The sequence below is a fragment of the Sphingomonas psychrolutea genome (assembly GCF_014636175.1).
GTDB lineage: Bacteria > Pseudomonadota > Alphaproteobacteria > Sphingomonadales > Sphingomonadaceae > Sphingomonas > Sphingomonas psychrolutea.
In genome coordinates this window covers 181,964-207,386 of record NZ_BMDW01000004.1, presented here as the reverse complement: position 1 = coordinate 207,386, position 25,423 = coordinate 181,964, and the positions used below count along the sequence as shown (strand labels likewise).

The window sequence follows — 25,423 nt, the reverse complement described above, 5'->3', positions numbered from 1 at the left end:
TGAATCGCTTCTCCGAAATAGGAACACCGGTGACCGTCCGCCTCTCATAACATCTTCAAGTAAAAGCGCGGTTATGCTCTCGCGACGTTATGCAACAAAGCCATTTGTAATTGTCATCTATCCCCATGAGACGCGCCGCCTCTCGTGGCGATAAAAGGCGCGATCGCGTTGAGTCACCTTCGACCACTACGATCGTTTGGCGACTTGAGCCGCCCGCCGGAGTCCGGAGGCAGCCAGCGGTGTCATCGAACCGTATCTCAGCGCGCTGACGCTTCACGCCAAATTCGTCGAGCCGAGTACGCTTGTAAACGCCACCGACTTGCCGTGTGCCGGTCGTTCGAGCTCGTTCGACTTTTGCTCTGTGGAGCGGGGCCATCATTTCCAGAAGACGGTCGGTTTCCGCTTTGGAGTGCCATCGGCAACCGACAGGCCTTTCTTCGATAATGTCTGCGAACCCAATATTGCGAACGGGCGGGGTTGGTAGGTGCCACCATACCCATTGCCTTTTCGCCTTGCCCTCCAATCGAGCTTGCGCCTCAACCAGCGCAGCAGGATGCCATGTTTCGTCTAGACGGGGCAGGGTTAAATTCACTGGAACCGAAACATCTTTAGCTACGGCAATAAAAAATACGCTAGCCCGACTTTGTGGCACAAAATGGCGGGCATCAACAACCATCGCGCCGTAGGTATAGCCTGCTTCAGTCAAAGAGCTGCATAACGCAGCGAAATCTTGACCCTCTCGCGACGTGATGGCACCTACCACGTTTTCCAGCACGATCAGGCGAGGACCTCGGCCTTCAGAACATAGCTTGGTGATCAGTGACCAGAAGGGCCAGAACGTACCCGAGCGGGTCATTACCGCCGCCGACGATTCTCCAAGACCCTTGTAGTTGCCAGCCAGCGACAAATCTTGGCACGGAAACGAAGCCCACGCCAAATCGGCACGGTTGGGCAATTGGCTCGTGGAGACTTTTCCGATGTCCCCACCCACAAAATCGTCTTTACCCCAATTCTCGATGTACGCGCGCGATTTCATATCACTGAAATCATTGGAAAATAAACAAGACCAATTTGGGCCTAGGCCAGCGCGCGCCATGCCACCCCCGGCGAAAAACTCATAAAAAGTGTGCTTGAGGGCCATTGAGTTGTTTATTGGCCGCGTTGAAGCGGCCTTCCAAGCGAAATTAGAATCGGACATTAACCAACTCCAGAAAATCCCAAATCTGTATGGTTTAGTTCGTGATATGTTCCAGGCTAATTTATCCGCTCCGGCGAATTTTCCGGGCAGGCGCGAAAACAGCTAAATCTTGCCGGTGCATCGGTGAGCAATCTTGCCGCCATTCGAAGTGTAGCTCATATTCCCAACATAGCCACAGCGTTGCCCACCCCCTCGCCGAGTGGCTTCATCTTTGACCGACACGGCAAGGGCTTTCCGACGACGATCCGCGATTCCGCGAGCGGCAAAGTGCTCGACTTGAAGGGCTATGGTGCCCTGTCCGGGGAATTTGCGGTCCGCAAGGGGGTCGATCTGTCCAAGCCGATCTACGAACAGGCCGCAAAGATTCAGAAGAAGAGGCTCAGCCCTCGTCCCCCATCCTAAGCGCCGCAATAAACGCCTCCTGCGGAATACTCACCGACCCATATTCGCGCATCTTCAACTTGCCCTTCTTTTGCTTGTCGAGCAGCTTGCGCTTGCGGCTGGCGTCGCCGCCATAGCATTTCGCGGTCACGTCCTTGCGCATCGCGCTGATCGTCTCGCGTGCGATCACCTTGCCGCCGATCGCCGCCTGGATCGGGATCTTGAACAAATGCCGCGGGATCAGCTCCTTCAGCCGCTCGACCATGCCGCGCCCGCGCGTCTCGGCGGTGCCGCGATGGACGATCATGCTGAGCGCGTCGACCGGCTCCTCATTGACGAGGATGCTCATCTTGACGAGGTCGCCCTCGCGGTTGCCGATCTGGGTATAATCGAAACTGGCATAGCCCTTGGACAGCGATTTCAGCCGGTCGTAAAAATCGAACACCACTTCGTTGAGCGGCAATTCATACGTCGCCTGCGCGCGGCCGCCGACATAGGTCAGGTTCTTCTGGATGCCGCGCCGGTCCTGGCACAGCTTCAGGATACTGCCGAGATATTCGTCGGGGACGTAAATGATCGCCTCGATCCACGGCTCGCTGATCGTCGCGATCTTGTTGGGTTCGGGCATGTCGGCGGGGTTATGCAGCTCGAAATGCGTCGTGCCCGCCGGGTCGGGATGGGTCAGCTCGATTTCGTACACCACCGAGGGCGCGGTGGTGATCAGGTCGAGATCATATTCGCGCGTCAGCCGCTCCTGGATGATTTCGAGATGGAGCAGCCCGAGAAACCCGCAGCGGAAGCCGAAGCCCAACGCCGCCGACGTTTCCATCTCGAAGCTGAAGGACGCGTCATTGAGCCGCAACTTGCTGATGCTCTCGCGCAATTTCTCGAAATCGGCGGCATCGACCGGAAAGAGGCCGCAAAACACCACCGGCTGGACTTCCTTGAAGCCGGGCAGCGCCTCGGCGGCGGGGCGCTTGGCATCGGTGATCGTGTCGCCGACGCGGGTTTGCGCGACTTCCTTGATCTGCGCGGTAATGAAGCCGATCTCGCCGGGGCCAAGGTCGGTCAATTGCTCGATCTTGGGGCGGAAGCAGCCGACGCGGTCGACCAGATGGACGGTGCCGGCTGACATGAACTTGATCTGCTGGCCCTTTTTCAGCACGCCCGCCATCACGCGGACGAGGATGACGACGCCGAGATATGGGTCGTACCAGCTGTCGACCAGCATCGCCTTGAGCGGTGCCTCGGCATCGCCCTGCGGCGGCGGTATGCGCGTGACGATCGCTTCGAGCACTTCGGCAATACCGATCCCGGCCTTGGCGCTGGTCAACACGGCTTGCGACGCGTCGAGCCCGATCACTTCCTCGATCTCGGCCTTGACCTTTTCGGGATCGGCCGAGGGCAGGTCGATTTTGTTGATGACCGGCACGATCTCGTGATTGTGCTCGATCGACTGATAAACATTGGCGAGCGTCTGCGCCTCGACGCCTTGTGCTGCATCGACGACGAGCAACGCGCCCTCGCACGCCGCGAGGCTGCGGCTGACTTCATAGGCGAAATCGACGTGGCCCGGGGTGTCCATTAGGTTCAGGGCATATTCGATCCCGTCCTTCGCGGTATAGCGCAGCCGCACCGTCTGCGCCTTGATCGTGATCCCGCGCTCTTTCTCAATGTCCATGTTATCAAGAACTTGCTCGGACATCTCCCGGTCGGTGAGCCCTCCCGTCGCCTGGATCAGGCGATCGGCAAGCGTCGATTTGCCATGGTCGATATGAGCGATAATGCTGAAATTGCGGATGTTCTGAAGAGGGGTCACGTATTCGCCCGGGTTCGTGCTGAAGAGAATAAGCGTTGCCATAGCATCGCCGGCCCGCCCGCACAAAGCCCGCCGGCATCGACGCAATGGTCCTATTCGCGCATCTGAGAACCGCGTAATCTGTGAGGATATCGATTCACGGGCGGGGCAGCGACGGTGACACAGCGACGTTTTGGGGCAACGACGGCAATCGTTTTCGCACTCGTATCGGCGCAAGCCCAGGCGCAGCGGCTCGCCAAGCCATCTCGCACGCGGAAGCTGCAGGAAGCGACGATTAACGACGTGCCGCGATACGCAACCAAGCATGGCACGATCTCGATCGCCGATGGCCACGACCCGAGCGGGTGGACGCAGTATAGCCTCGCGCCGCCACAGAAGCTGCTCAAGGTGCTGTTCCAGCGGTCGGGCTGCTTCAACATCGTCGATCGCGGCAGCGGTTTGCAAGCCGCACAGCGTGAGCGCGACTTCGGTAACGATCTCGGCCTCCAGCGTCGTTCCAACGTCGGCCAGGGCCAGATCAAGGCGGCCGACTACGTCCTGCAAGCCGAAGTGCAGGGTGCCAACAGCAATGCCAGCGGCAGCGGCATCGCGGCTGGCCTCGGCGGCTTGCTCGGCGGGCCTGTCGGCGGAATCGTCGGCGGCATCCGCAGCCGGAAGATGGAAGCCAATGTCGTGCTGTCGATCACCAACGTCCGCACGACCGAGACGCTGGCGACGCAGGATGGCTATGCCGCCAAGAACAGCCTCAGCTTTGGCGGCGGTGGTGGCGTGTTTGCCGGTGTCGCCGGTGGCGGCGTGATCGGCGGCGGGTATGACAACACTGATATCGGGCGGATCGTGACGCTGGCGTTTATCCAGGCCTATGGTAAGCTGGTCAACGATCTCGGCTATGTGAATGCCGGCGATGCCGGGACGGCCGAGGCCGCCCCCGCCAAGACCTTCACCGCGCAGGGGCCGCTCGCGCTCCGCTCCACCGCCAGCGCCGCTGGGCGGGTGTTACGGACCTTGCCGGCAGGCTCGATCGTTTATCCCACCGGCAATAAGAATGGCCTGTGGTGGGAAGTCGCCGATGAAAACGACAATGTCGGCTGGGTGATCAACACCAAACTTGCACCGTCGCGCTGATCGCGGCGGCAATCGCACTGGCGGTGGAGCGGTCGGCAGGGTAGCGTGGGGCAACGCTATCAGGAGACGTTGCCATGAAGTTCACCGCCCCGCTTGCCGCCGCTGCCCTTGCACTCGTGGCGGCCGTGCCCGCCAATGCCGCGCTGAAAGTCGGCGATAAGGCTCCCGCCTTCACCACCGACGCCGCGCTGGGCGGCACGTCCTTCACCTTCACGCTTGCCACCGCGCTCAAGAAGGGGCCGGTGGTGCTGTATTTCTTCCCCGCCGCCTTTACCTCGGGCTGCACGGTCGAGGCGCATGAGTTTGCCGAGGCGAGCGCCGAATTCACCAAGAACGGCGCGTCGTTGATCGGCCTGACCGCAGGCAATGCCGAGCGGATCAAGGAATTCTCGGTCAAGGAATGCGCAAGCAAATTCCCGGTCGGGCTGGCAACGCCTGCGACGATCAGCGGCTATGACGTGACGCTGCCGCAAAAGACCGGCTGGACCAACCGTACCTCCTACGTGATCGCGAAAACCGGCAAGATCGCCTATGTCCTGTCGGACCTTAACCCGGCCGGCCATGTCAGCGGCACGATGGCGGCGGTGAAGGCCCTGAAGGGCAAGTAAGCTATTCGTCCAGCCGCATCGCCTCGATCGCTGCCAGCGCGGCGGCGAGGCGGTCGGGGCCCTGGCCACTGACGAGGGCGTAGCGGACGCCGCGCCGGTCAAGCTCCGCACGCGACAGATCGAAGAAGCGTCGGCGTGCGGCCGCACTGCCGAACAGCCGCGTGCCATCGTCGATCCACGGCAAATCGATATCGAGCAGCAGATACAAGTCGGCGGTGCCGCGCCACGCAGCGAACCACGGGTCGCGATCGCCGAACAGCATGGCGGCCCATACCGCCGTCATCAGCGGATCGGTATCGAGGAAGAGCGGATCGGCACCGGTCGCCAGCGCCGCGCGCGTCATCGCGTCGTGCGTCTGCGCGATCTCGACCAGATCAGCCATGCTGAAGTTGGTGCCGTGGGTCTCGGCAAAGGTGCGGCCATATTCGGGGACGAAGATCGTCCCGAACCGTGCGGCAAGCTGTTCGATCAGCGTCGATTTGCCGGTGCTTTCGGGGCCGTGGAGACAGATCGTGATCATGCCGCCGCACGCTCCTGCCGCCGCTCGGCCGCGCGCCAATCGATCAACCCCCAGATCGCGAGGCCGAGGAAAATCGTGTAGAGCAGCATCGTCAACCACAGTCCCTTGGCGGCATAGAGCCCGACCGATCCGATATCGACCGCGATCCACAACCACCAATTCTCGATCGCACGCCGCGACATTAAAATCTGCGCGGCGACGCTGGTGATGGCGAGCGCCGCATCGGCCCAAGGGAAAGACGCATCGGTGAAGCGGTGCATGCCATAGCCCCATAAAGCGGCGGCGACGGCGCACCCGATTGCCCAGCGCACCTGGTCGCGGTTGCGGAGGCGGACGACCGTTACCGCCCCAGCTTGCGCGCGGTTTCGCGCCCAGCTCCACCAGCCGTAAAGCTGCACGACGAAGAAGAACATCTGCAGGATCGCGTCGCTGTACAACCGCGCCTCAAGGAAAATCCTGCCGTATAGCGCGACCATCACCAGCCCGAACGGGTAGTTCCAGACGCTGCGCCGTACGACCAGCGTGACATTGGCGATGCCGAGCAGGAAGGCGACGATTTCGAGACCGGTCATTGCGCAGCGTTATCGAGTGCGTCGGGAGGATTGAACCGCTAATTTTACGGTACCCGTGTCCGTGTCGATCGCCTGCCGCCAAAAAGGTCGATCGGTCGCCCGGACGGCCCTTTCGTGCAGCTCGGAAATGATCAGAAACCGATCTTGATCGACGCGCGATAGCTTTGGATCGACACGTCGCTTTTAACGGGACCACGCTATCAGTCGATTGTCCGGGGGTTTCGGGCCGACTCGAGGCAATCCCGCAACGTGACCCACTTCCGTCGCGTGCTGTTTTCGTCGAACGGCGGTTGCCGCACAATTCGCCGCGAATATGTGTTGGGGCCAGCGGGGCGCTCGGCCCAGATCGGCGTGCCGCGTTCCGCCATCGGCATTTTTGACTTGATAGCACGGGAGCCGACCGCTACGCGCAGCACCCTGCAATGTGTCGGGGCGTGGCGCAGTCTGGTAGCGCACTGGTCTCGGGGTCCAGGGGTCGTAGGTTCGAATCCTATCGCCCCGACCATTGCATTTTCCCCGATCCGATTTCCTATAAAAGGCGTAAGGGTGGCGTCGGTGACGCAAATGTCATCTGGGCGTTGCCCTCCCGCCATGCCAAAGCGCCGATGCGAGCGCACCGTTGATGCGTTCTAGGAACTGCCACAAATGAGCCTTGCCCCCGTCTTCTACGATGCTTCGGGGCGGCGGCGACGGCGCTTCGCGGTGGCGGTCGCCGCATTTGTCTTGCTGGTTGTGGTGGCGGTGGTGGCGCTGGGCGTCTCGATCGGGGCGGTGCCCCGCGCGCCCTTGCTGCCGGTCGAAGCCGAGCATCCTGCGCTCACCCGACTGCCGCCCCCGACCGGCCCCTTGCTGAAACGTGCGCGGCATGACCTCAATGGCTATGCCCGGCTGCTCGGCGCGGCGCCGCGCGGGGTCGGGACCAACCAGCCCCTCGCAATCGGCTTCCACGTACCGTGGGATGAATCTTCGGCGGCCTCGCTCCGGCGCCATATCGGCGAGCTCGACTGGTTGATCCCGGGCTGGGTCTCGGTCACCGGCGCCAACCATCATATCACCGTGTTCCGTGATCCTGCCGGACGCGCGATCATCAACAGCGCGGCGACGCGGCCGTTGATTCTCCCGATGATCCAGAATGCGATCGGCGGGGATTGGGACGCGCCGGGCATGGCGGCGTTGTTGCATGACCCGGCGCAGCGCAAGGCGTTGCTCGACCGGCTCGAACCGTGGCTGGCGGCGAACGGGGCGGGCGGCGCGTTCTTCGATTTCGAGGAACTGAGCCCGCGCGGCCAGGCCGATTACCGCACCTTCCTCGCCGAGACCAAAGTGCGCTTTGCCAAACGCAAATGGGTGATCGGCATTTCCGTGCCGGTCGGCGAAGCTGATGGCGAGAATGGCTGGAACATTGCGGCCTTTGCCAAGGTCGTCGATCGCGTCTTCCTGATGGCGTATGACGAGCATGAAATTAGCGGCGATCCTGGGCCGATCGCCTCGCAAAACTGGTTCGAGCAATCGGTCGCGCGCGCCGCACGCGGCGTCCCGCGCGAAAAGCTCGTCGTGGCGATCGGCAGCTACGCTTATGATTGGCATGACGGCAATGGCGAGCCGCTCGCGATCGACGAAGCGTGGCAAGCCGCCCGCGAATCCGATGCCAAGCCGGTGTGGGACAAGGCCAGCGGCAATAGCAGCTTCGCCTATGAGGAGGGTACGAGCCGCCACACCGTCTGGCTGCTCGACGCGGCGTCGGCCTATAACCAGATGCGCTTCCTGCAAAGCGTCGGTCTCGGTGGCGTCGCGGTATGGCGGCTGGGGGCGGAGGACCCCGGCCTGTGGTCGATCTTCGGGCGATCGCACCGCACACTCCCGGCGGCATCGGCGATCGAGCAAACCCCGGCGGGCACCGGGGTCGATATCGAGGGCAATGGTGAAATTCTCAAGATTTCCAGCGTGCCCGTGCAAGGCGTGCGGCAAGTGCTGACCACCAAGGCCGGGGCAATTGGCGACGTGCGCTTCCCGATCCTGCCCTCGCCCTATGTCGTCGAGCGAACAGGATACAAGCCAGGCTTGGTCGCGCTGACTTTCGACGATGGCCCGGACCCGAATTGGACGCCGCGCGTGCTCGACATCCTGAAAGCCAAAAAGGCCCCCGGCACGTTTTTCATCGTCGGCGAAAACGCGCTGACGCAGCGCCCGCTGCTCGAACGCATGGTCCGCGAAGGGCATGAGGTCGGCAGCCACACCTACACCCATCCCAATCTCGCCGGCGCGTCGCAAACCGAGACGACGTTCCAGCTCAACACCACCCAACGGCTGTTCCAGGCGTTTACCGGGCGCAGCCTGCGATTGTTCCGCGCGCCCTATTTCGGCGATGCCGAGCCGACCACGGCGGACGAAATCGACCCCGCGCTGCAAGCGCAGGACCGCGGCTATATCTCGGTCGGGCTGCACGTCGATCCGGGCGATTGGAAACGGCCGGGCGTGCAGCAAATCATCGACGCGACAATTTCGCAAGTCACCGATCCGGTCGCATCGAAATGCACCGTCGACACCGAGACGCAGTGCAGCCGCAACATCGTGCTGCTCCATGATGCCGGTGGCGACCGTGCGCAGACGGTGGCGGCGCTGCCGGTGATCATCGATACGCTGCGGGCCAAAGGCTACACCTTTGTGCCGGTTTCGACGCTGGCCGGCATCCCGCGCGACGTCGCGATGCCGACGCTCTCGCCGAGTGACCGTGCGGCGGCGGAGACCGACTTGTTCCTGTTCAGCGCGCTCGGCTTCATCGTCGTCTCGCTCGGGTGGATCTTCTTCATCGCGATCACCGTCGGCATTGCCCGCGCGGTGATCCTGTCGGCGCTCGCCTTGATTCAGGCGCGGCGCGAGGGGCGGACGATCTTCCCGGCGATCGACCCGACGCGCTTCGTCACGGTGATGATCCCGGCGTTCAACGAGGAATTGGTGATCGAACGCGCGGTGCGCGGCGTGCTCGCCTCGACTGAAGTGCAGATCGAAGTGATCGTGATCGACGACGGGTCATCCGACCGCACCAGCGCGGTGGTCGCCGAAGCCTTTGCCGATGACCCGCGCGTGCGGCTGCTCACGCTGGAGAATGGCGGCAAGGCGCGTGCGCTCAACCAGGCGCTCGATCTGGCGACGGGCGAGATCGTCATCGCGCTCGACGCCGATACGCAGTTCGAACCGACCACGATCGCGCGCCTCGCGCGCTGGTTCATCGACCCCAAGATTGGCGCAGTCGCGGGCAATGCCAAGGTCGGCAACCGCGTCAACCTGCTGACCAAGTTTCAGGCGGTCGAATATATCACTGCGCAGAACCTCGAACGGCGCGCGCTGGCGCGGCTCGACGCGATGACGGTGGTGCCCGGTGCGGTCGGCGCGTGGCGGCTGTCGACGATCCGGCAGGTCGGCGGCTATCCCGACGATACGCTCGCCGAGGATCAGGATCTGACGATCGCGATCCAGCGTGCCGGGTGGAAGGTCACGTACGATCAATATGCCATCGCCTGGACCGAGTCGCCCGAGACGATTACGGGCCTCGCCAAGCAGCGCTTCCGCTGGGCGTTCGGGACGCTGCAATGCCTGTGGAAGCATGGGAGCATCATCGGCACCGGGCGGCCCGCCGGCCTTGCGCGTGTCGGTCTGCCGCAGGCGATCCTGTTCCAGATCGTCTTCGCGGCGATTTCGCCGATCATCGATCTCGCGCTGATCGTCAGCTTCGTGACGACCTATCTCGCGGTGCTGGCGCATGGCTGGGCGCAGACGCAGGGCGATCTGGAGAAGATGCTGCTCTACTGGCTGGTCTTCACCGCGATCGATTTGCTGGCGGCAACGATCGCCTTCGCGCTGGAGCGGCGCGAGAATTGGCGGCTGCTGTGGCTGCTGATCCCGCAACGGATCGGGTATCGCCAGATTATGTATTATGTCGTGCTGAAGGCGATTGCGCAGGCGCTGCGGGGGCCGCGCGTCGGGTGGGGGAAATTGGTGCGGACCGGACGGGTACAGGCGGGGTAGGCGCTCGCGGGGTTGGGGCTGCGCGTGGCGGAAGGTTAGGGGAAGTTTAGGCGTGTGCGCATGTTTGCGTCGGACGTGGGGCTCGGCTCGCGGCTAAAGTCACAAGAGTCACGCCATTGGCTCTCCCCTCCCCTTCAGGGGAGGGGCTGGGGGTGGGGCGTCTCAGTCTCACCGAGACCGACGTGCCCGTGGAGAGGCCCCACCCCAACCCCTCCCCCGAAGGGGAGAGGCTTGCTGGCTCAACCCAACGCCACCCCGCGCTAAAGTCACACGAGTCACACCATCGGCGCTGCTTTCGAGCGCGCGGTCGGCGGAGGATCGACGGTTTGAAAGAGCGGACCGACCGAGGCTGACAGATTGGGGGTATGTAGGAAAGCGGGATGATGGGGGTTGCGGGCAGGGGACTGCTTCACCACCGTTACCCCGGCCTCGTGCCCGGGCCCACCGCGCCGCGATCACTCCGTCAGGGGCGGAAGGCCGAGTCCGACAGCGAGATCATTCCACGCCGGATTTTCATACTCGATGAGGGTGCGCTTCCAATCGCCCGATAGCGCTTCAACTGCTTTTCGCGCGCAAAGACGGCTTCCATCGTGTCGGCAGTCTCGAAATGGACGAGCCGTTTTATCCCGTATTTCTTGGTGTGGCCGTCGAACGTCCCGGCGCGATGTTGCAAAATCCTGCCGATCAAGTTCGATGTGACGCCGACGTAAAGCCGACCGTTAAATCCACTGGCCAGAATGTAGACGCAGGGGACGCGCTCGATCGTCATGCGTAGCATCTTGCTGCGCGGTGGACCCCGGCACAAGGCCAGGGTGACGGAAGGGCGATCGACTCGACCTGTAGCCACTCACTCCACCCTCAAATCAACCCGCTCCCCCGCCGCCACGTCGCCCGCAACGCGCAGCAGAACCCCATCCCCATCGCGTCCCACGATCGTCGCAGCGCGCCGCCCGCCCGGCGCGATCTCCACCCCACCCGCCGCCACGACGCGCCCCGCCTCGAGCAGCACGACGTGGTCCGCAACGCTACGCACTTCGTCGGCGTCGTGCGTTACGTAGAGCATCGGCAAGCGGAAATCGGCCTTGAGCCGCTGGATATAGGCCAGAATCTCGGCCTTGCGCTCGCCGTCGAGCGCGGCGAGGGGTTCGTCGAGCAGCAGCAGATCGGGCTGGCTGAGCAGCGCGCGGCCGAGCGCGACACGTTGCCGCTCGCCGCCCGAAAGATCGGCGACGCCGCGCGCGAGGAGATGGCCGATGTCGAGCACGTCGACGACATGGTCGAAGGCGATGCGGTGGGGCAGCGGGGCGCGCTTGAGGCCGTAGCGGAGATTGCCCTCGACCTTCAGGTGCGGGAACAGCCGCGCATCCTGAAACACCCAGCCGATCCGCCGCGCGGGTGGGCGCACGAACACACCCGTCGCCGTGTCGGTCAGCACGCGCTCGCCCAGCACGATCCGTCCCCGCGTGACCGCGCCCGATCCGGCGATCGCGGCGAGCGTGGCGCTCTTGCCCGCGCCGGAGGGGCCGAACAGCGCGGTCACGCCGTCGCCCGGTCCCTCGAACGCGACGTCGAGCGTGAAGGCGCCCAGCCGCCGCTCGACCGCGACCGAGATCATGCGCCCGCCCGCTTGCGGCCATAAGCGAGCAGCGCCTCCGACAGCAGCAGCGCGGCAATTGCGACGGTGAAGGAGATGCCCGCCAAGCGCAGCGCGACCGCCTCGCCGCCGGGTTGCTGGAGCGCGGCATAGATGGCGAGCGCGAGCGTCTGCGTTTCGCCCGGAATGTTGGCGGCGAAGGTGATCACCGCGCCGAATTCGCCCAGCGCGGCGGCAAAGCCGATCACCGCGGCGGCGATCAGTCCGGGGGCGGCGAGCGGTAGTGTCACGCTGAACATCCGGTCCCAGAAGCCCGCACCGAGGCTGGCCGCGACATCATCGAGCCGCGCATCGACGCTCTCGATTGCCTGACGACAAGCGCGCAGCATCAGCGGGAACGCCATCACCCCCGCCGCCAGCGCCGCGCCATTGGCGGTGAAGATCAGCCGGATGCCCACGCTCGCCAGCGCCTTGCCGAGCGGCGCGTCCGCGCCGAACAGCAAGATCAGCACCAGCCCGACCACCACGGGGGGGAGGAACAGCGACGAATGCAGCACCGCATCGACCAGCGTCCGCCCCGGAAAGCGCGTCCGCGCCATCGTCCAGCCGACCGCCAGCGCGATCGGCAGCCCGACCAGCACGGCGCGCCCCGCGACCGACACGCTGAGCGCGAGGACGCTCCATTCCTCCGGGGTCAGCATCCGCGGGTCAGAAGGTCCGGAAGCCGAAGCGGCGGAAGATCGCCTTGGCCTCGGCACCGTTCAGATACGCCGCAAAGCCGCGCGCCGCTGGCCCCGCCCCGCGCACGATCGCGGCGGGATAGTCGATCGGCGGGTGGGTGTTTTCGGGGAAGATGCCGATGATCTTTACGCCGGACTCGGCGCGCGCGTCGGTTTCGTAGACGATGCCGAGCGGGGCCGCGTGGCGCGCGACATAGGAGAGCGCGATACGGACATTGTCGGCGGGGGCGAGCTTGCCCTGCACCGCGGGCCACACGCCGAGCTGGGTCAGCGCAGCCTTGGCGTAGAGGCCCGCCGGGACATAGGCAGGATCGCCCACCGCTAGCCGCCCATTCGGGCCGAGTGCCTGGGCGAGCGGGAAGTTTGGTGCGATGCGCAGGGTGGTATGGCTGTCGGCGGGTGCGATCAGCACGAGCCGTCCGCGCAGCACGTCGCGGCGGCTTCCGGCGACGAGCAGGCCTGCGCGCGCGACATGATCCATCCACTGCCCGTCGGCCGAGACAAACACATCCGCCCGCGCCCCCGCTTCGATCTGCCTGGCGAGCAGATTGGAGGCGGCGAAGGAGAAGCGCACCGGCACGCCGGTTCGGGTGGTATAGGCCTTGCCGACGGCTTGCAGCGCATCGGACAGCGATGCGGCGGCGAAGACGGTGATTGGCGGGGCGGGGCGCGCATGAGCCGGTGCTCCCAGCAGTGTGCCGAGCATGGCCCACAGGCCCAAGAACTGGGATCGGCGCAACATGGAATTGGGTACCTCGCTATATTGCGAAGTATATAGTCTGCCGCTCCCGCGCAACCGTGCGCCGCGTATCAGCTCCGCGCCGGATTCTGCGTCAGTTCGGCTTTGGGCACTGCGCAATCATAACGGTTTTCAGAACCGCGGCGGGTATCACGGTCTGCGCGCCGACCGTCGCCGTGGCACCGGACAAGACGGGGGTAAGCGTCACCATTCCGATCGCCGTCCCCGCCGGAACCTCGCGCTTCGCGATCGTCGATCCGGTCAGCCGTACGGTGGTATCGCCAAGCGTCAGGTACAGCGGGCGAAGCGTCAGCTTGCCATTGACGCCGAGGCCGCCGGTGGAGCGCGCCTCTGCGACTTGGCCGTGCGCTGCACTACCCTTCGGGATCGCAATCGTACCATCGACGACGACATCATCGCTGGTCACCAGATCGATCGGATCGCCGGTGTGCGCGGTCTTGCTCGACAGGGGTGCCAGGGTGACAAGTGGGATAGCCAAACCCGCAGGCAAGGTGAGGGGTGGCGGACAGTTTCCGTCCATCGCCAGCATGACCGCCACGAATGCTGCGATCATTGCGCTGGCACCGCAGTCGAGGTGTGTCGATGCGGTGTCGGTAACAGATCGATCGCGACATCTTCGGAAACGAAACCGGTCAGAATTTCGCCGGCTTTGATCTTCGCATTATTGCCCCGGTGGAACACGCCCATGAGGCCGGTCGCGAGAACCGCGACCCCGGCCGAGCCAGCGCCCGAGCCCTTGGTGTCGACCGTCCCCTCGATCGGGATCGCGGCGTCGCCAAGCTGAATGCGGAGCAGCCGCGCCGTCATCTTGCCCGATTTACCAAGGCCCCCGGCATCCTTCGCCGCGGTCACTTCGCCGAACGCCAGGGTGCCGACGGGAATGATTGTCTTGCCACCGATCAGGACCGCGCGGTTGACCCGCAGCTTGAACACGGTGCCCGGCTTTGCGGTTGCCGTGGTGACCTCGGCTGTCGCCATCAGTTCGACCGGCGTGTCCTGCTTGATGACGATGCTCTCGGACCCGGAGTTTGCAATCTCGTCGCTACCCGATCCGGCCAGTGCCAGCGCGCTAAGACCGGCAATCAACCCATGACCGAAACCCATGCTGCATCCCCCCGCTTTTTTCGATTTGTGCCGCATATCGCGATATGGAGCAAGTCTCGACGCCCATTGCGGGCCGCTTCGACTTCGGTCAAATAGGTGTCACCGTGCTGAACATGGCATGGATAGCTCCGGGGGAAGTGTCATGAAGTCAGGTCGTTATACTGCCGCGTTGCTGGTGTTGGCGGCTATCGCGCCATCGACCGCAGCGGTTGCCAAGGAACAGAAGACCTATGTCGTCGTCAATGAAGATGTCGGCGTGCCGGTCTTCCCGAACGACATCACCGACCGGCCCTATAGGGTCATCGGCGAGGTAAAGGCCGGGATCCGCAAGGCAACGATCTTCAGCAAAGAAGCGTCGCAGAAGAAAATCTACAACGAGCTGTGGGAACGCGCCGAAAAGCTTGGTGCCGATGCCGTCATCAAGGCGCAATATGGCGATTCGCACGTATCGGCGATGAGCTGGGGCAAGACCAATGCAACCGGCGTGGCCATCAAATTCACCACCGGCGAGACGCCCGCCAAATAATCGTCTTCAGTCGGCAATATACAAAAAGCCGCCGCCCGGTCACCCGGACGGCGGCTTTTTCGTGTGTCGGTCAGGCGGTAACCCGAACCAGGATCACTCCTTGTTCAGATACTCGCCTGCATCGGCATCGGTGCCGGTGCCACTGGTGACGACCGCGCCGAGCGCATCGTCGCCGGTGCCGCCGGCATCGCGTGCCGACCGCTTGAGTTCGGCGTCATGCTCTTCCTTGGCCGAATTCGGCGCGATGATCGACGCTTCGGCCATCCGGCGTTGCGACACGCGCATCGCCGCATCGCGCGACGAGGCGGTGACGCGCAGGCGGTTCATGCCTGCCCCTGTACCCGCCGGGATCAGGCGACCCACGATCACATTCTCCTTGAGGCCGGTGAGCGTGTCCTTCTTGCCCTGCACCGAGGCTTCGGTGAGGACGCGGGTGGTCTCCTGGAACGACGCCGCCGAGATGAAGCTGCGGGTTTGCAGCGACGCCTTGGTGATGCCGAGCAGGACGGGCTTGCCCTGCGCCGGACGCTCCTTCTTGCCGATCTTGGCGTTGGTCTCGTCCATCTCGTCGCGATCGACTTGCTCGCCCTTGAGCAGCGTGGTGTCGCCGCCGTCGGTGATCTCGACCTTCTGCAGCATCTGACGAACGATCGTTTCGATGTGCTTGTCGTTGATCTTCACGCCCTGGAGACGATACACCTCCTGGATTTCCGAGACGAGATATTCGGCCAGCGGCTCCACACCCATCGTTTCGAGAATGTCGTGCGGATCAGGCGAGCCACCAATCAGATTGTCGCCGCGCTTGACGTAATCGCCTTCCTGCACGTCGATGACCTTCGACTTGGGCACCAGATACTCGACGACGTCGCCGCCATCCTCGGGCTGGATGCCGATCTTGCGCTTGGCCTTGTAATCCTTGCCGAACACGACGCGACCCGAAACCTTGGCGATAATCGCCGCTTCCTTCGGGATCCGTGCCTCGAACAGCTCGGCCACGCGCGGCAGACCACCGGTGATGTCGCGGGTCTTGGCGCTCTCGCGCGAGACACGGGCCAGCACGTCGCCGCCATGGACGGTTGCGCCATCCTCGACCGAGAGGGTCGCACCCGCGACCAGCATGTAGCGGCCGGCTTCCTCTGCGCTTTCACCCGTCAGGGTCAGGCGCGGACGAAGATCCTCCTTCTTGGAGGCGATGCCGCGATTCTCGGTGACGACCCGCTGCGAGATGCCGGTCGCTTCATCGGCCTGCTCGGTGAGCGTCTTGCCCTCGATCAGATCGACATATTTCACGACGCCGCCATTCTCGGTGATCACCGGCATGGTGAACGGGTCCCACTCGGCCAGACGATCGCCCTTCGACACGATGTGCCCGTCATCGTACAGCACATACGCGCCATACGGGAGACGGTGCACCGCGCGCTCGCGGCCGTCCATGTCGATGATCGCGACTTCGCCCGACCGCGACAGCACGACGCGACGGCCGCGCTGGTCGGTGATGATGCGAAGATCGCGATATTCCATCGTGCCGTCCGAGAGCGCCTCGAGGTTCGACTGCTCGTTGAGCTGCGCCGCACCACCGATGTGGAAGGTACGCATCGTCAGCTGCGTGCCCGGCTCACCGATCGACTGGGCGGCGATAACGCCGACCGCTTCACCGATGTTGACCGGGGTACCGCGGGCGAGATCGCGCCCGTAGCACTTGCCGCACACGCCGATCTTGGTCTCGCAGACGAGCGGCGAGCGGATCTTGCACGACTGCGTGCCGACCGCTTCAATCTGCAGGATCATCGGCTCGTCGAGCAACGTGCCCGAGGGGATGACGATCTCGCCGGTCTTGCTGTCGATGATGTCCTCCGCGGTCGTACGACCGAGGATGCGTTCACCGAGCGACGCGATCGTCGAGCCGCCCTGCACGATCGCGCGCATTTCCAGCGCGCGGGTCGTACCGCAATCGAGCTCCATGATCACGCAATCCTGCGACACGTCGACCAGACGACGCGTGAGGTAGCCCGAGTTCGCGGTCTTCAACGCCGTATCCGCGAGGCCCTTACGGGCACCGTGGGTCGAGTTGAAATATTCAAGGACGGTCAGACCTTCCTTGAAGTTCGAGATGATCGGCGTCTCGATGATCTCGCCCGACGGCTTGGCCATCAGGCCGCGCATGCCGGCGAGCTGCTTGATCTGCGCCTGCGAACCACGTGCCCCGGAGTGGGCCATCATGTAGATCGAGTTGATCGGCTTCTCGCGACCCTTATTGGGGCCGTCCTCGTAATGCTTAACCGCCTTGATCTCGTCCATCATGGCGTTCGCCACCTGGTCGCCGCAACGGCTCCACGCGTCGATCACCTTGTTGTACTTCTCTTGCTGCGTGATCAGACCGTCCTGATATTGCTGCTCGAAATCCTTCACCAGACCCTTGGTCTCATCGACCAAAGCGATCTTCGCGTCCGGAATGATCATGTCGTCCATGCCGAACGAGATGCCGGCCTTGAAGGCGTGCTTGAAGCCGAGCGACATGATCGCATCGGCGAACAGCACGGTCTCCTTCTGGCCGGTGTGACGATAGACCTCGTCGATCACGTCGCCCACATCCTTCTTGGTGAGGAGGCGGTTGACGGTGTCGAACGGCACCTTGGACGATTGCGGCAGGCACTCGCCGAGCAGCATGCGACCAGGGGTGGTCTCATAGCGCTTGAGATACTGCTTGCCGGCTTCATTGGTCTGCGGAACGCGGCTGATGATCTTGGTGTGCAAGGTCACTGCACCGGCTTCCAATGCCTGATGCACTTCCGACATGTCGGAAATCATCATGCCTTGGCCCGGCTCATTCTCCTTGAGCATCGACAGATAATACAGACCCAGCACCATGTCCTGCGACGGCACGATGATCGGCTTGCCGTTGGCGGGCGAGAGGATGTTGTTGGTCGACATCATCAGCACGCGGGCTTCGAGCTGGGCTTCGAGCGACAGCGGCACGTGGACCGCCATCTGATCGCCGTCGAAATCGGCGTTGAAGGCCGAGCAAACCAGCGGGTGCAGCTGGATCGCCTTGCCCTCGATCAGCACGGGCTCGAACGCCTGAATGCCGAGACGGTGGAGCGTCGGCGCGCGGTTGAGCATCACGGGATGCTCGCGGATCACCTCGTCGAGGATGTCCCAGACTTCCTTGCGCTCCTTCTCGACCCACTTCTTTGCCTGCTTGAGGGTCATCGACAGACCCTTGGCATCGAGGCGGGCGTAGATGAACGGCTTGAACAGTTCGAGCGCCATCTTCTTCGGCAAGCCGCACTGGTGCAGCTTGAGTTCGGGACCGGTCACGATGACCGAACGACCCGAATAATCGACGCGCTTGCCGAGAAGGTTCTGGCGGAAGCGGCCCTGCTTGCCCTTGAGCATGTCGGACAGCGACTTGAGCGGACGCTTGTTGGCACCGGTGATCGTGCGGCCACGGCGACCGTTATCGAACAGTGCGTCGACGGCTTCCTGCAACATGCGCTTTTCGTTGCGGACGATGATGTCCGGCGCGCGCAGCTCCATCAGGCGCTTGAGGCGGTTGTTGCGGTTGATCACGCGGCGATACAGATCGTTCAGATCCGACGTCGCGAAGCGGCCACCGTCGAGCGGCACCAGCGGGCGCAGCTCGGGCGGGATGACCGGCACGACTTCGAGGATCATCCACTCGGGCTTGTTGCCCGAATCGATGAAGCTCTCGACGACCTTCAGCCGCTTGATGATCTTCTTGGGCTTCAGTTCCGACTTGGTGACGGCGAGCTCTTCGAGCAGCTCCTTGCGCTCACCCTCGAGATCGAGGTCCTGCAGCATGATGCGCACGGCCTCGGCGCCGATGCCGGCCGAGAAGGCGTCCTCGCCATATTCGTCCTGCGCGTCGAGGAGCTCGTCCTCGGTCATCAGCTGATACTTTTCGAGCGGGGTGATGCCCGGCTCGATCACGATGTACGCCTCAAAATACAGCACGCGCTCAAGCTGCTTGAGCTGCATGTCGAGCAGCAGGCCGATGCGGCTCGGCAGCGACTTGAGGAACCAGATGTGCGCGACCGGGGCGGCGAGCTCGATATGGCCCATGCGCTCACGCCGGACCTTCGAGACGGTGACCTCGACGCCACACTTCTCGCAGACGATGCCCTTATACTTCATGCGCTTGTACTTGCCGCACAGGCACTCGTAATCTTTGATCGGACCGAAGATGCGCGCGCAGAACAGGCCGTCACGCTCGGGCTTGAACGTGCGATAGTTGATGGTTTCCGGCTTCTTGATCTCGCCGAACGACCAGCTGCGGATCTTGTCCGGGCTGGCGATGCCGATCTGGATCTGGTCGAAGGTCTCGGCCTTGACGACCGGGTTCGCGAAGTTTGTGAGTTCGTTCATAGTTTCTTCCTTCTCTCCCTCTCCCCGCTGGCGGGGAGAGGGTCGGGGAGAGGGGCAGTCTCTCACCCGGCCTGGAAACGATTGGGAAGAGGCACTGCCCTCTCCCCGACCCTCTCCCGCAAGCGGGAGAGGGAGAAGATGTTACTCCGCCGCGATCGCGACGCCGTCGCTGTCGAACAGCTCGGTGGTGGTCAGCTCGATGTTGAGGCCCAGCGAGCGCATTTCCTTGACGAGCACGTTGAAGCTCTCCGGAATGCCGGCCTCGAACGTGTCGTCACCCTTGACGATCGCCTCATAGACCTTGGTGCGCCCGACCACGTCGTCGGACTTCACCGTCAGCATTTCCTGCAAGGTGTACGCAGCACCATAAGCCTGCAGCGCCCAGACCTCCATCTCGCCGAAGCGCTGGCCACCGAACTGCGCCTTACCACCCAGCGGCTGCTGCGTGACGAGGCTGTACGGCCCGATCGACCGGGCGTGGATCTTGTCGTCGACCAGATGGTGGAGCTTGAGCATGTAAATGATGCCGACCGTCACCTTGCGATCGAATTTGTCGCCGGTGCGTCCGTCGAACAGGTCCGACTGGCCCGACGTATCGAGACCCGCCATTTCCAGCATCGCCGCAACGTCGGCCTCGCGTGCGCCGTCGAACACGGGCGTTCCCATCGGGATGCCGGTCCGCAGGTTCTGTGCGAGTTCGACGATCTGCTCGCCATCACGCGCCTCAATGTCGGCGGCATAATGATCGCCATACACTTCGAGCAGCCGTGCCTTGACCGCGTCGGGCATGTCGCTCGGCGTCGGGTTGGGGTTGGCTTCGCGCCATTCCTCGAGCGCTGCATAGACTTGCTGCCCAAGATTGCGGGCAGCCCAGCCGAGATGCGTTTCGAAGATCTGTCCGACGTTCATGCGCGACGGCACACCCAGCGGGTTGAGCACGATATCGACCGGCGTTCCGTCGGCGAGGAACGGCATGTCCTCCGCCGGCAGAATGCGCGAGATGACGCCCTTGTTGCCGTGACGGCCGGCCATCTTGTCACCGGGCTGCAGCTTGCGCTTCACCGCGACGAAGACCTTGACCATCTTGAGCACGCCTGGCGGCAGCTCGTCACCACGCTCGAGCTTGTCGCGACGATCGTGGAACTTGTCGAGGATCAGCTTGGCGGCGTCGTCATATTGCGCCTTCACCGCTTCGAGGTTCGACTGAACCTGGTCATCGGCGACCGCGAACTTCCACCATTCGTGGCGGTCGATGCTGTCGAGCAGATCGGCGTCGATCACCACACCCTTTTTCGGCCCGTTCTTGGGCACCGCGGTGGCAGTCTGGCCGATCAGCATGTCCTTCAAGCGCGACCAGGTCGCACGGTTGAGGATGCCGCGCTCGTCGTCCGAATCCTTTTTCAGGCGCTCGATTTCCTCGCGCTCGATCGCCATCGCGCGCTCGTCCTTGTCGATGCCGTGGCGGTTGAACACCCGAACTTCGACCACGGTACCGGCAACGCCCGGCGGCAAACGGAGCGAGGTATCGCGCACGTCCGATGCCTTTTCCCCGAAGATCGCGCGGAGGAGCTTTTCCTCGGGCGTCATCGGCGATTCGCCCTTGGGCGTGATCTTGCCCGCGAGAATATCGCCCGGCTCAACTTCGGCACCAATGTACACGATCCCGGCTTCGTCGAGGTTGCGGAGCGCTTCCTCGCCGACGTTCGGGATATCGCGCGTGATGTCTTCCGGCCCGAGCTTGGTGTCGCGCGCCATCACTTCGAACTCTTCGATATGGATCGACGTGAACACGTCGTCCTTCACGATACGCTCGGAGATGAGGATCGAATCCTCATAATTATACCCATTCCACGGCATGAACGCGACGAGCGTGTTCCGGCCCAGCGCGAGCTCACCGAATTCGGTCGACGGGCCGTCGGCGATGACGTCGCCGGCGGTGATCACGTCGCCCACCTTCACCAGCGGACGCTGGTTGATGCAGGTGTTCTGGTTCGAGCGCTGGAACTTCATCAGCGTGTAGATGTCGACGCCCGATTGACCGGCCTCGACATCACCCGTTGCGCGGATGACGATACGAGCGGCGTCGACCTGATCGACGATACCCGCGCGCTTGGCCGAAATGGCCGCACCCGAATCGCGCGCGACGGTCTCTTCCATACCGGTGCCGACGAACGGCGCCTCGGCCTGGACGAGCGGCACGGCCTGACGCTGCATGTTCGAGCCCATCAGCGCGCGGTTGGCGTCATCGTTTTCCAGGAACGGAATGAGCGATGCTGCGACCGAGACAAGCTGCTTGGGGGACACGTCCATCAACGTGATGTTGTTGGGGATCGCCATCAGGAATTCGCCCGCCTGACGCGACGAGACGAGTTCCTCAACAAAGCCCTTGTCGGCATTGAGCTCGGCGTTCGCCTGCGCGATCGTGTGCTTGGCTTCTTCCATTGCCGACAAATACACGACGTCGTCGGTCACCTTGTGATCGATGACCTTGCGATACGGCGTTTCGATAAAGCCATACTTGTTGACGCGGCTGAAGCTGGCGAGCGAGTTGATCAGGCCGATGTTCGGGCCTTCCGGCGTCTCGATCGGGCAGATGCGGCCATAGTGCGTCGGGTGAACGTCGCGGACTTCGAAGCCCGCACGCTCACGCGTCAAGCCGCCTGGTCCAAGTGCCGACACGCGACGCTTGTGGGTGACTTCCGACAGCGGGTTGGTCTGATCCATGAACTGCGACAGCTGCGACGATCCGAAGAATTCGCGGACCGCAGCAACCGCCGGCTTGGCGTTGATCAGGTCGTTCGGCATCACCGTCGACACGTCGACCGACGACATACGCTCCTTCACGGCGCGCTCCATGCGGAGCAGACCGACGCGATACTGGTTCTCGAGCAACTCGCCGACCGAACGGACACGACGGTTACCGAGGTTATCGATATCGTCGATGTCGCCCTTGCCGTCCTTCAGATCGACCAGCGTCTTGATAACCGCGAGGATGTCCTCAGTGCGCAGCGTCGTCACGGTGTCCTCGACGTCGAGGTCGAGACGCATGTTGAGCTTGACGCGACCGACTGCCGACAGATCGTAGCGGTCGGGATCGAAGAACAAGCCGCTGAACAGCGACTCGGCGGTTTCGAGCGTCGGCGGCTCGCCGGGGCGCATCACGCGGTAAATGTCGGACAGCGCCTGCTCGCGCTCTTCGGCCTTGTCGACCTTCAATGTGTTGCGGATCCACGCGCCGGTGGCGATGTGATCAATGTCGAGCAATTCGATCCGGTCGATCCCGGCGGAATCGAGCAGTTCGAGATTCTCGGCCGACACTTCGTCGCCCGCTTCGATGTAGATCTGGCCGGTATTGTCGTTGATCAGATCATAGGCGCTGTAGCGGCCGAAGATTTCCTCGGTCGGGATCAGCAGGTCGGTGAGGCCGTCCTTGGCCGATTTGTTGGCAGCGCGCGGCGAAATCTTCTGGCCGGACGGGAACACCACTTCGCCGGTCTTGGCGTCGATGATGTCGTACATCGGCTTCTGGCCACGCCAGTTCTCGGCCTGGAACGGGATGATCCAGCCACCCTGACCGCGCACGAAGGTCACGCGGTTGTAGAACTGGTTGAGGATTTCCTCACCGGTCATGCCGAGCGCGTACAGCAGTGCCGTCACCGGCAGCTTGCGCTTGCGATCGATGCGGACGTTGACGATGTCCTTGGCGTCGAATTCGAAATCGAGCCACGAACCGCGATACGGGATCACGCGGGCGGCGAACAGATACTTGCCCGACGAATGCGTCTTGCCGCGATCATGATCGAACAGCACGCCCGGCGAACGGTGCATCTGCGACACGATGACACGCTCGGTGCCGTTGATAATGAAGGTGCCGTTGCCCGTCATCAGGGGCATGTCGCCCATGTAAACGTCCTGCTCCTTGATATCGAGGACCGAGCGCGAATCGGTATCGGCGTCCACCTCGAACACGATCAGGCGGAGCGTAACGCGCATTGGTGCTGCATAGGTGATGCCGCGCTGGCGGCACTCGTCGGTGTCGAACTTCGGTGGCTCAAGCTCGTAATGCACGAAGTCGAGCTCGGCGGTGCCGGCGAAATCGCGGATCGGGAAAACCGAGCGCAGCGTCTTTTCGAGACCCGAAACATAGCCGGTCGTCGGATCGGAGCGCAGGAACTGTTCGTAGGATTCACGCTGGACCTCGATCAGGTTCGGCATCTGCACGACTTCGTGGATGTTGCCGAACACCTTGCGGATGCGGCGCTTGGCCGTTCCGCTTTCGGCGCGCCGCGTTGGGGTGCTGCCGTCGATCGCTTTGGTTGCCATGGAGATGTTGCCCTCAAGCCAATAGTCGTGCCCGGAGACGCCCGGGCGGGCACGCAATGCAAAGACACAAAAAGCCGCTCATCCTCCGCACGGGCGAAGCGACAGCAGCTTTCGGCGTCTTTGAAACCACAAACCCCAATACGATCGATGCGCTGCGCGACGGCACATCATTTCCCGAAGAGTGTGGTGAAGAAAGCCATATAGGAAGCGGGTTGGGGCCTGTCAATCAGCGTGCTGCATCCGCGAAATGGCTCAATTGGTCGGCCCGATGCGCCGCTTTATCGCAATTCTGAGCATCTGGCGGGTCGAATCGCCGGTTCGCTTCATTGATACTCCGTTATGAACATTAAACCCAACCGCTCGCCCCGCGCGTTGATCGCGCTCCTTCCCACCCTGATGCTGGTGTCGCCAGCGTTTGCACAGGAGGCCCCGCCGCAAGCCCCGCCGCCGCCCGCACCGCTCGTACAAAGCGCGCCTGCGCTAAGCGCGGCACCGGTGTTCGCGCCGCCGGCCCCCGTCGTACAGGTCGTGCCGGACTATACCACGGCAACCCCGCCACCCGTTGTCGCGACCATTGCCGACGCACCGGCTGCCAATCCGACGGCGTCACCGCGCTTGACCGCCGGCCGCACCGCACGGACGGTTCCGGCAGCGCGCGCTGGATCGGTGTCCCCGCGCGATCCCGCCGCCGTTGTCGCTGCTCCAGCGGCCGTGATTGCCCCGGCGACCACGGCCACGACCCCGATCGCGGAGACATTGCCGCCGGTCGGTCTGGTCACGCCAGCAGCGCCAGTCGCCACCACGTCGCAGCAGACCACCACGCAAGCGAGCTTTGCGATCTGGCCGTGGATCGTCGGGGCGGGAGTAGTCCTAATCGGTCTGATCGGTCTGTTTGCCATCCGCCGCCGTCCGCGAGTGGAAGAGATCGTTTATGAAGAGGCCGCGTATCAGGAGCCAGTCGTCGCTCGGCGCGACCCGATCCTCGCGCCGGTTGTCGCCGCGCCGATCGCTCGCGAACCGCACTTGCTGCGTCCTGACCAGCTCCCCGATCCGGTCGTTGCGCCAGCGCCGGTTCCGGCCGATGAAACGCACATCGTCGCGGCGGACGGGGCAGATGTCGCCGCGCTGACCGACGGCGATGCGCCCATCGCCAACCGTCCATGGCTCGAATTCTCGATGCGCCCGGTGCGCGCCGGGACGACATCGGACGAGGCTTTGGTCGAAATCGAACTGACGGTAGGCAATGCCGGATCGGTCGCGGCGGATGATGTCCGAATCTCGACTTTCCTGTTTGCAGCGGCGCCGGCAAACGCCGCCGATGTTGAGAAGCTGCTGCTCGAACATGGCGATGCCAGCGCCAACCCGGTCAGCATCGCGGCGGGCGATGGGACGCGAGTCGATGCGACACTCGCGCTGCCCAAGCGCGATCTGGCGGCGCTGTTCAACCCGGTGATCGTCGCCGATGCGCGCTATCGCCTGGCCGATGGCAGCGAAGGCCGAACCTACGCCTCGTTCGCGATCGGCATGATGCAGGAGGATGGCGTGCTCGGCGCGCTCAAGAACAATCGCCCGTCGATGCATGAAGACATTGAAGCGCGGCTGTACGGCACACCGCAACACGCCTAAAACGTCGCCGCGCCAGGCCCGTCTTCCGTCTGGAAGGCGGGCCGTTTTGCAGGGCAGAGCGACGCACCGACCGGCGGCTGCGGCGTCTGGCCGTGGCGCCAGCAAGGACATGCTT

The 25,423-nt window shown here is 63.5% G+C and carries 18 protein-coding genes, 1 tRNA gene and 1 pseudogene; 8 read left to right on the top strand and 12 right to left on the bottom strand.

Annotation, left to right across the window (positions count from 1 at the left end):
• Positions 1 to 55 precede the first annotated feature (55 nt).
• Positions 56 to 1,141, bottom strand: coding sequence for a DNA cytosine methyltransferase (locus tag IEV62_RS05230; protein ID WP_188445798.1), 1,086 nt, complete (start codon positions 1,139 to 1,141; stop codon positions 56 to 58).
• A 180-nt stretch (positions 1,142 to 1,321) separates the two neighbouring features.
• Between IEV62_RS05230 and IEV62_RS05225 the strand changes: the two genes are divergently transcribed.
• Positions 1,322 to 1,600 (top strand): hypothetical protein, encoded by a 279-nt coding sequence (locus IEV62_RS05225; protein WP_188445797.1) that lies wholly within the window; start codon positions 1,322 to 1,324, stop codon positions 1,598 to 1,600.
• Here IEV62_RS05225 and lepA read toward each other — a convergent pair.
• On the bottom strand, positions 1,578 to 3,440 hold the full coding sequence (gene lepA, locus IEV62_RS05220) for a translation elongation factor 4 (RefSeq protein WP_188445796.1): 1,863 nt from the start codon (positions 3,438 to 3,440) through the stop codon (positions 1,578 to 1,580). The genes IEV62_RS05225 and lepA overlap by 23 nt on opposite strands.
• A gap of 114 nt (positions 3,441 to 3,554) precedes the next feature.
• Here lepA and IEV62_RS05215 point away from each other — a divergent pair, with 114 nt between their 5' ends.
• Both IEV62_RS05215 and IEV62_RS05210 read left to right on the top strand, forming a co-directional pair.
• Complete coding sequence (locus IEV62_RS05215) at positions 3,555 to 4,523, top strand: CsgG/HfaB family protein (protein WP_229732827.1); 969 nt, start codon at positions 3,555 to 3,557, stop codon at positions 4,521 to 4,523.
• A 74-nt stretch (positions 4,524 to 4,597) separates the two neighbouring features.
• Entirely contained in the window at positions 4,598 to 5,131 is a 534-nt protein-coding gene (locus IEV62_RS05210) for a peroxiredoxin (RefSeq protein ID WP_188445795.1), read from the top strand.
• 1 nt (position 5,132) lies between these two features.
• On the opposite strand, the gene IEV62_RS05205 is transcribed toward IEV62_RS05210, so the two are convergent.
• Together IEV62_RS05205 and pnuC are read right to left on the bottom strand one after the other, a co-directional pair.
• Positions 5,133 to 5,651, bottom strand: a complete 519-nt coding sequence (locus tag IEV62_RS05205) for an AAA family ATPase (protein ID WP_188445794.1) — start codon at positions 5,649 to 5,651, stop codon at positions 5,133 to 5,135.
• A complete protein-coding gene (gene pnuC / locus IEV62_RS05200) occupies positions 5,648 to 6,223 on the bottom strand; it encodes a nicotinamide riboside transporter PnuC (RefSeq protein WP_188445793.1) in 576 nt (191 codons plus the stop codon). The genes IEV62_RS05205 and pnuC overlap by 4 nt, the downstream gene beginning before the upstream one ends.
• Positions 6,224 to 6,651: 428 nt before the next feature.
• On the opposite strand from pnuC, the gene IEV62_RS05195 reads away from it, so the two are divergent.
• A tRNA-Pro gene (locus IEV62_RS05195) sits at positions 6,652 to 6,728 on the top strand.
• 140 nt (positions 6,729 to 6,868) lie between these two features.
• Positions 6,869 to 10,249, top strand: coding sequence for a polysaccharide deacetylase family protein (locus IEV62_RS05190; RefSeq protein WP_188445792.1), 3,381 nt, complete (start codon positions 6,869 to 6,871; stop codon positions 10,247 to 10,249).
• 455 nt (positions 10,250 to 10,704) lie between these two features.
• Here the strand turns inward: IEV62_RS05190 and IEV62_RS05185 are convergent.
• The 6 genes and pseudogenes from IEV62_RS05185 to IEV62_RS05160 form a co-directional block, all read right to left on the bottom strand.
• Positions 10,705 to 11,018, bottom strand: a pseudogene (locus tag IEV62_RS05185) (GIY-YIG nuclease family protein).
• 78 nt (positions 11,019 to 11,096) lie between these two features.
• Positions 11,097 to 11,864, bottom strand: coding sequence for a molybdenum ABC transporter ATP-binding protein (modC, locus tag IEV62_RS05180; RefSeq protein ID WP_188445791.1), 768 nt, complete (start codon positions 11,862 to 11,864; stop codon positions 11,097 to 11,099).
• Positions 11,861 to 12,544: a molybdate ABC transporter permease subunit gene (modB, locus tag IEV62_RS05175; protein ID WP_188445790.1), complete on the bottom strand. Its 684-nt coding sequence runs from the start codon at positions 12,542 to 12,544 to the stop codon at positions 11,861 to 11,863. The genes modC and modB overlap by 4 nt, the downstream gene beginning before the upstream one ends.
• A gap of 7 nt (positions 12,545 to 12,551) precedes the next feature.
• Complete coding sequence (gene modA / locus IEV62_RS05170; protein WP_229732826.1) at positions 12,552 to 13,325, bottom strand: molybdate ABC transporter substrate-binding protein; 774 nt, start codon at positions 13,323 to 13,325, stop codon at positions 12,552 to 12,554.
• Positions 13,326 to 13,416: 91 nt separating this feature from the next.
• On the bottom strand, positions 13,417 to 13,896 hold the full coding sequence (locus IEV62_RS05165) for a hypothetical protein (RefSeq protein ID WP_188445789.1): 480 nt from the start codon (positions 13,894 to 13,896) through the stop codon (positions 13,417 to 13,419).
• The gene (locus IEV62_RS05160) at positions 13,893 to 14,447 is read right to left on the bottom strand and encodes a hypothetical protein (RefSeq protein WP_188445788.1); all 555 of its coding nucleotides are present in this window, start codon (positions 14,445 to 14,447) and stop codon (positions 13,893 to 13,895) included. Before IEV62_RS05160 ends, IEV62_RS05165 begins: the two co-directional genes overlap by 4 nt.
• A 142-nt stretch (positions 14,448 to 14,589) precedes the next feature.
• On the opposite strand from IEV62_RS05160, the gene IEV62_RS05155 reads away from it, so the two are divergent.
• On the top strand, positions 14,590 to 14,973 hold the full coding sequence (locus tag IEV62_RS05155; RefSeq protein WP_188445787.1) for a hypothetical protein: 384 nt from the start codon (positions 14,590 to 14,592) through the stop codon (positions 14,971 to 14,973).
• 93 nt (positions 14,974 to 15,066) lie between these two features.
• Here IEV62_RS05155 and rpoC read toward each other — a convergent pair whose 3' ends face one another.
• Both rpoC and rpoB read right to left on the bottom strand, forming a co-directional pair.
• Positions 15,067 to 19,359 (bottom strand): DNA-directed RNA polymerase subunit beta', encoded by a 4,293-nt coding sequence (rpoC, locus tag IEV62_RS05150; RefSeq protein WP_188445786.1) that lies wholly within the window; start codon positions 19,357 to 19,359, stop codon positions 15,067 to 15,069.
• A 141-nt stretch (positions 19,360 to 19,500) separates the two neighbouring features.
• On the bottom strand, positions 19,501 to 23,682 hold the full coding sequence (gene rpoB / locus IEV62_RS05145; protein WP_188445785.1) for a DNA-directed RNA polymerase subunit beta: 4,182 nt from the start codon (positions 23,680 to 23,682) through the stop codon (positions 19,501 to 19,503).
• A 56-nt stretch (positions 23,683 to 23,738) separates the two neighbouring features.
• Here rpoB and IEV62_RS05140 point away from each other — a divergent pair, with 56 nt between their 5' ends.
• Both IEV62_RS05140 and IEV62_RS05135 read left to right on the top strand, forming a co-directional pair.
• On the top strand, positions 23,739 to 23,975 hold the full coding sequence (locus tag IEV62_RS05140; protein WP_188445784.1) for a hypothetical protein: 237 nt from the start codon (positions 23,739 to 23,741) through the stop codon (positions 23,973 to 23,975).
• 46 nt (positions 23,976 to 24,021) lie between these two features.
• The gene (locus IEV62_RS05135) at positions 24,022 to 25,308 is read left to right on the top strand and encodes a hypothetical protein (protein WP_188445783.1); all 1,287 of its coding nucleotides are present in this window, start codon (positions 24,022 to 24,024) and stop codon (positions 25,306 to 25,308) included.
• Positions 25,309 to 25,423 lie beyond the last annotated feature (115 nt).

Excerpts from the sequence above, each read along its gene's own strand:
- IEV62_RS05230 (WP_188445798.1), bottom strand. The coding sequence starts at position 1,141 with ATGGCCCTCAAGCACACTTTTTATGAGTTTTTCGCCGGGGGTGGCATG.
- lepA (WP_188445796.1), bottom strand. The coding sequence starts at position 3,440 with ATGGCAACGCTTATTCTCTTCAGCACGAACCCGGGCGAATACGTGACC.
- IEV62_RS05210 (WP_188445795.1), top strand. The coding sequence starts at position 4,598 with ATGAAGTTCACCGCCCCGCTTGCCGCCGCTGCCCTTGCACTCGTGGCG.
- IEV62_RS05205 (WP_188445794.1), bottom strand. The coding sequence starts at position 5,651 with ATGATCACGATCTGTCTCCACGGCCCCGAAAGCACCGGCAAATCGACG.
- pnuC (WP_188445793.1), bottom strand. The coding sequence starts at position 6,223 with ATGACCGGTCTCGAAATCGTCGCCTTCCTGCTCGGCATCGCCAATGTC.
- IEV62_RS05190 (WP_188445792.1), top strand. The coding sequence starts at position 6,869 with ATGAGCCTTGCCCCCGTCTTCTACGATGCTTCGGGGCGGCGGCGACGG.
- modC (WP_188445791.1), bottom strand. The coding sequence starts at position 11,864 with ATGATCTCGGTCGCGGTCGAGCGGCGGCTGGGCGCCTTCACGCTCGAC.
- modB (WP_188445790.1), bottom strand. The coding sequence starts at position 12,544 with ATGCTGACCCCGGAGGAATGGAGCGTCCTCGCGCTCAGCGTGTCGGTC.
- modA (WP_229732826.1), bottom strand. The coding sequence starts at position 13,325 with ATGTTGCGCCGATCCCAGTTCTTGGGCCTGTGGGCCATGCTCGGCACA.
- IEV62_RS05165 (WP_188445789.1), bottom strand. The coding sequence starts at position 13,896 with ATGATCGCAGCATTCGTGGCGGTCATGCTGGCGATGGACGGAAACTGT.
- IEV62_RS05160 (WP_188445788.1), bottom strand. The coding sequence starts at position 14,447 with ATGGGTTTCGGTCATGGGTTGATTGCCGGTCTTAGCGCGCTGGCACTG.
- IEV62_RS05155 (WP_188445787.1), top strand. The coding sequence starts at position 14,590 with ATGAAGTCAGGTCGTTATACTGCCGCGTTGCTGGTGTTGGCGGCTATC.
- rpoC (WP_188445786.1), bottom strand. The coding sequence starts at position 19,359 with ATGAACGAACTCACAAACTTCGCGAACCCGGTCGTCAAGGCCGAGACC.
- rpoB (WP_188445785.1), bottom strand. The coding sequence starts at position 23,682 with ATGGCAACCAAAGCGATCGACGGCAGCACCCCAACGCGGCGCGCCGAA.
- IEV62_RS05140 (WP_188445784.1), top strand. The coding sequence starts at position 23,739 with ATGCAAAGACACAAAAAGCCGCTCATCCTCCGCACGGGCGAAGCGACA.
- IEV62_RS05135 (WP_188445783.1), top strand. The coding sequence starts at position 24,022 with ATGAACATTAAACCCAACCGCTCGCCCCGCGCGTTGATCGCGCTCCTT.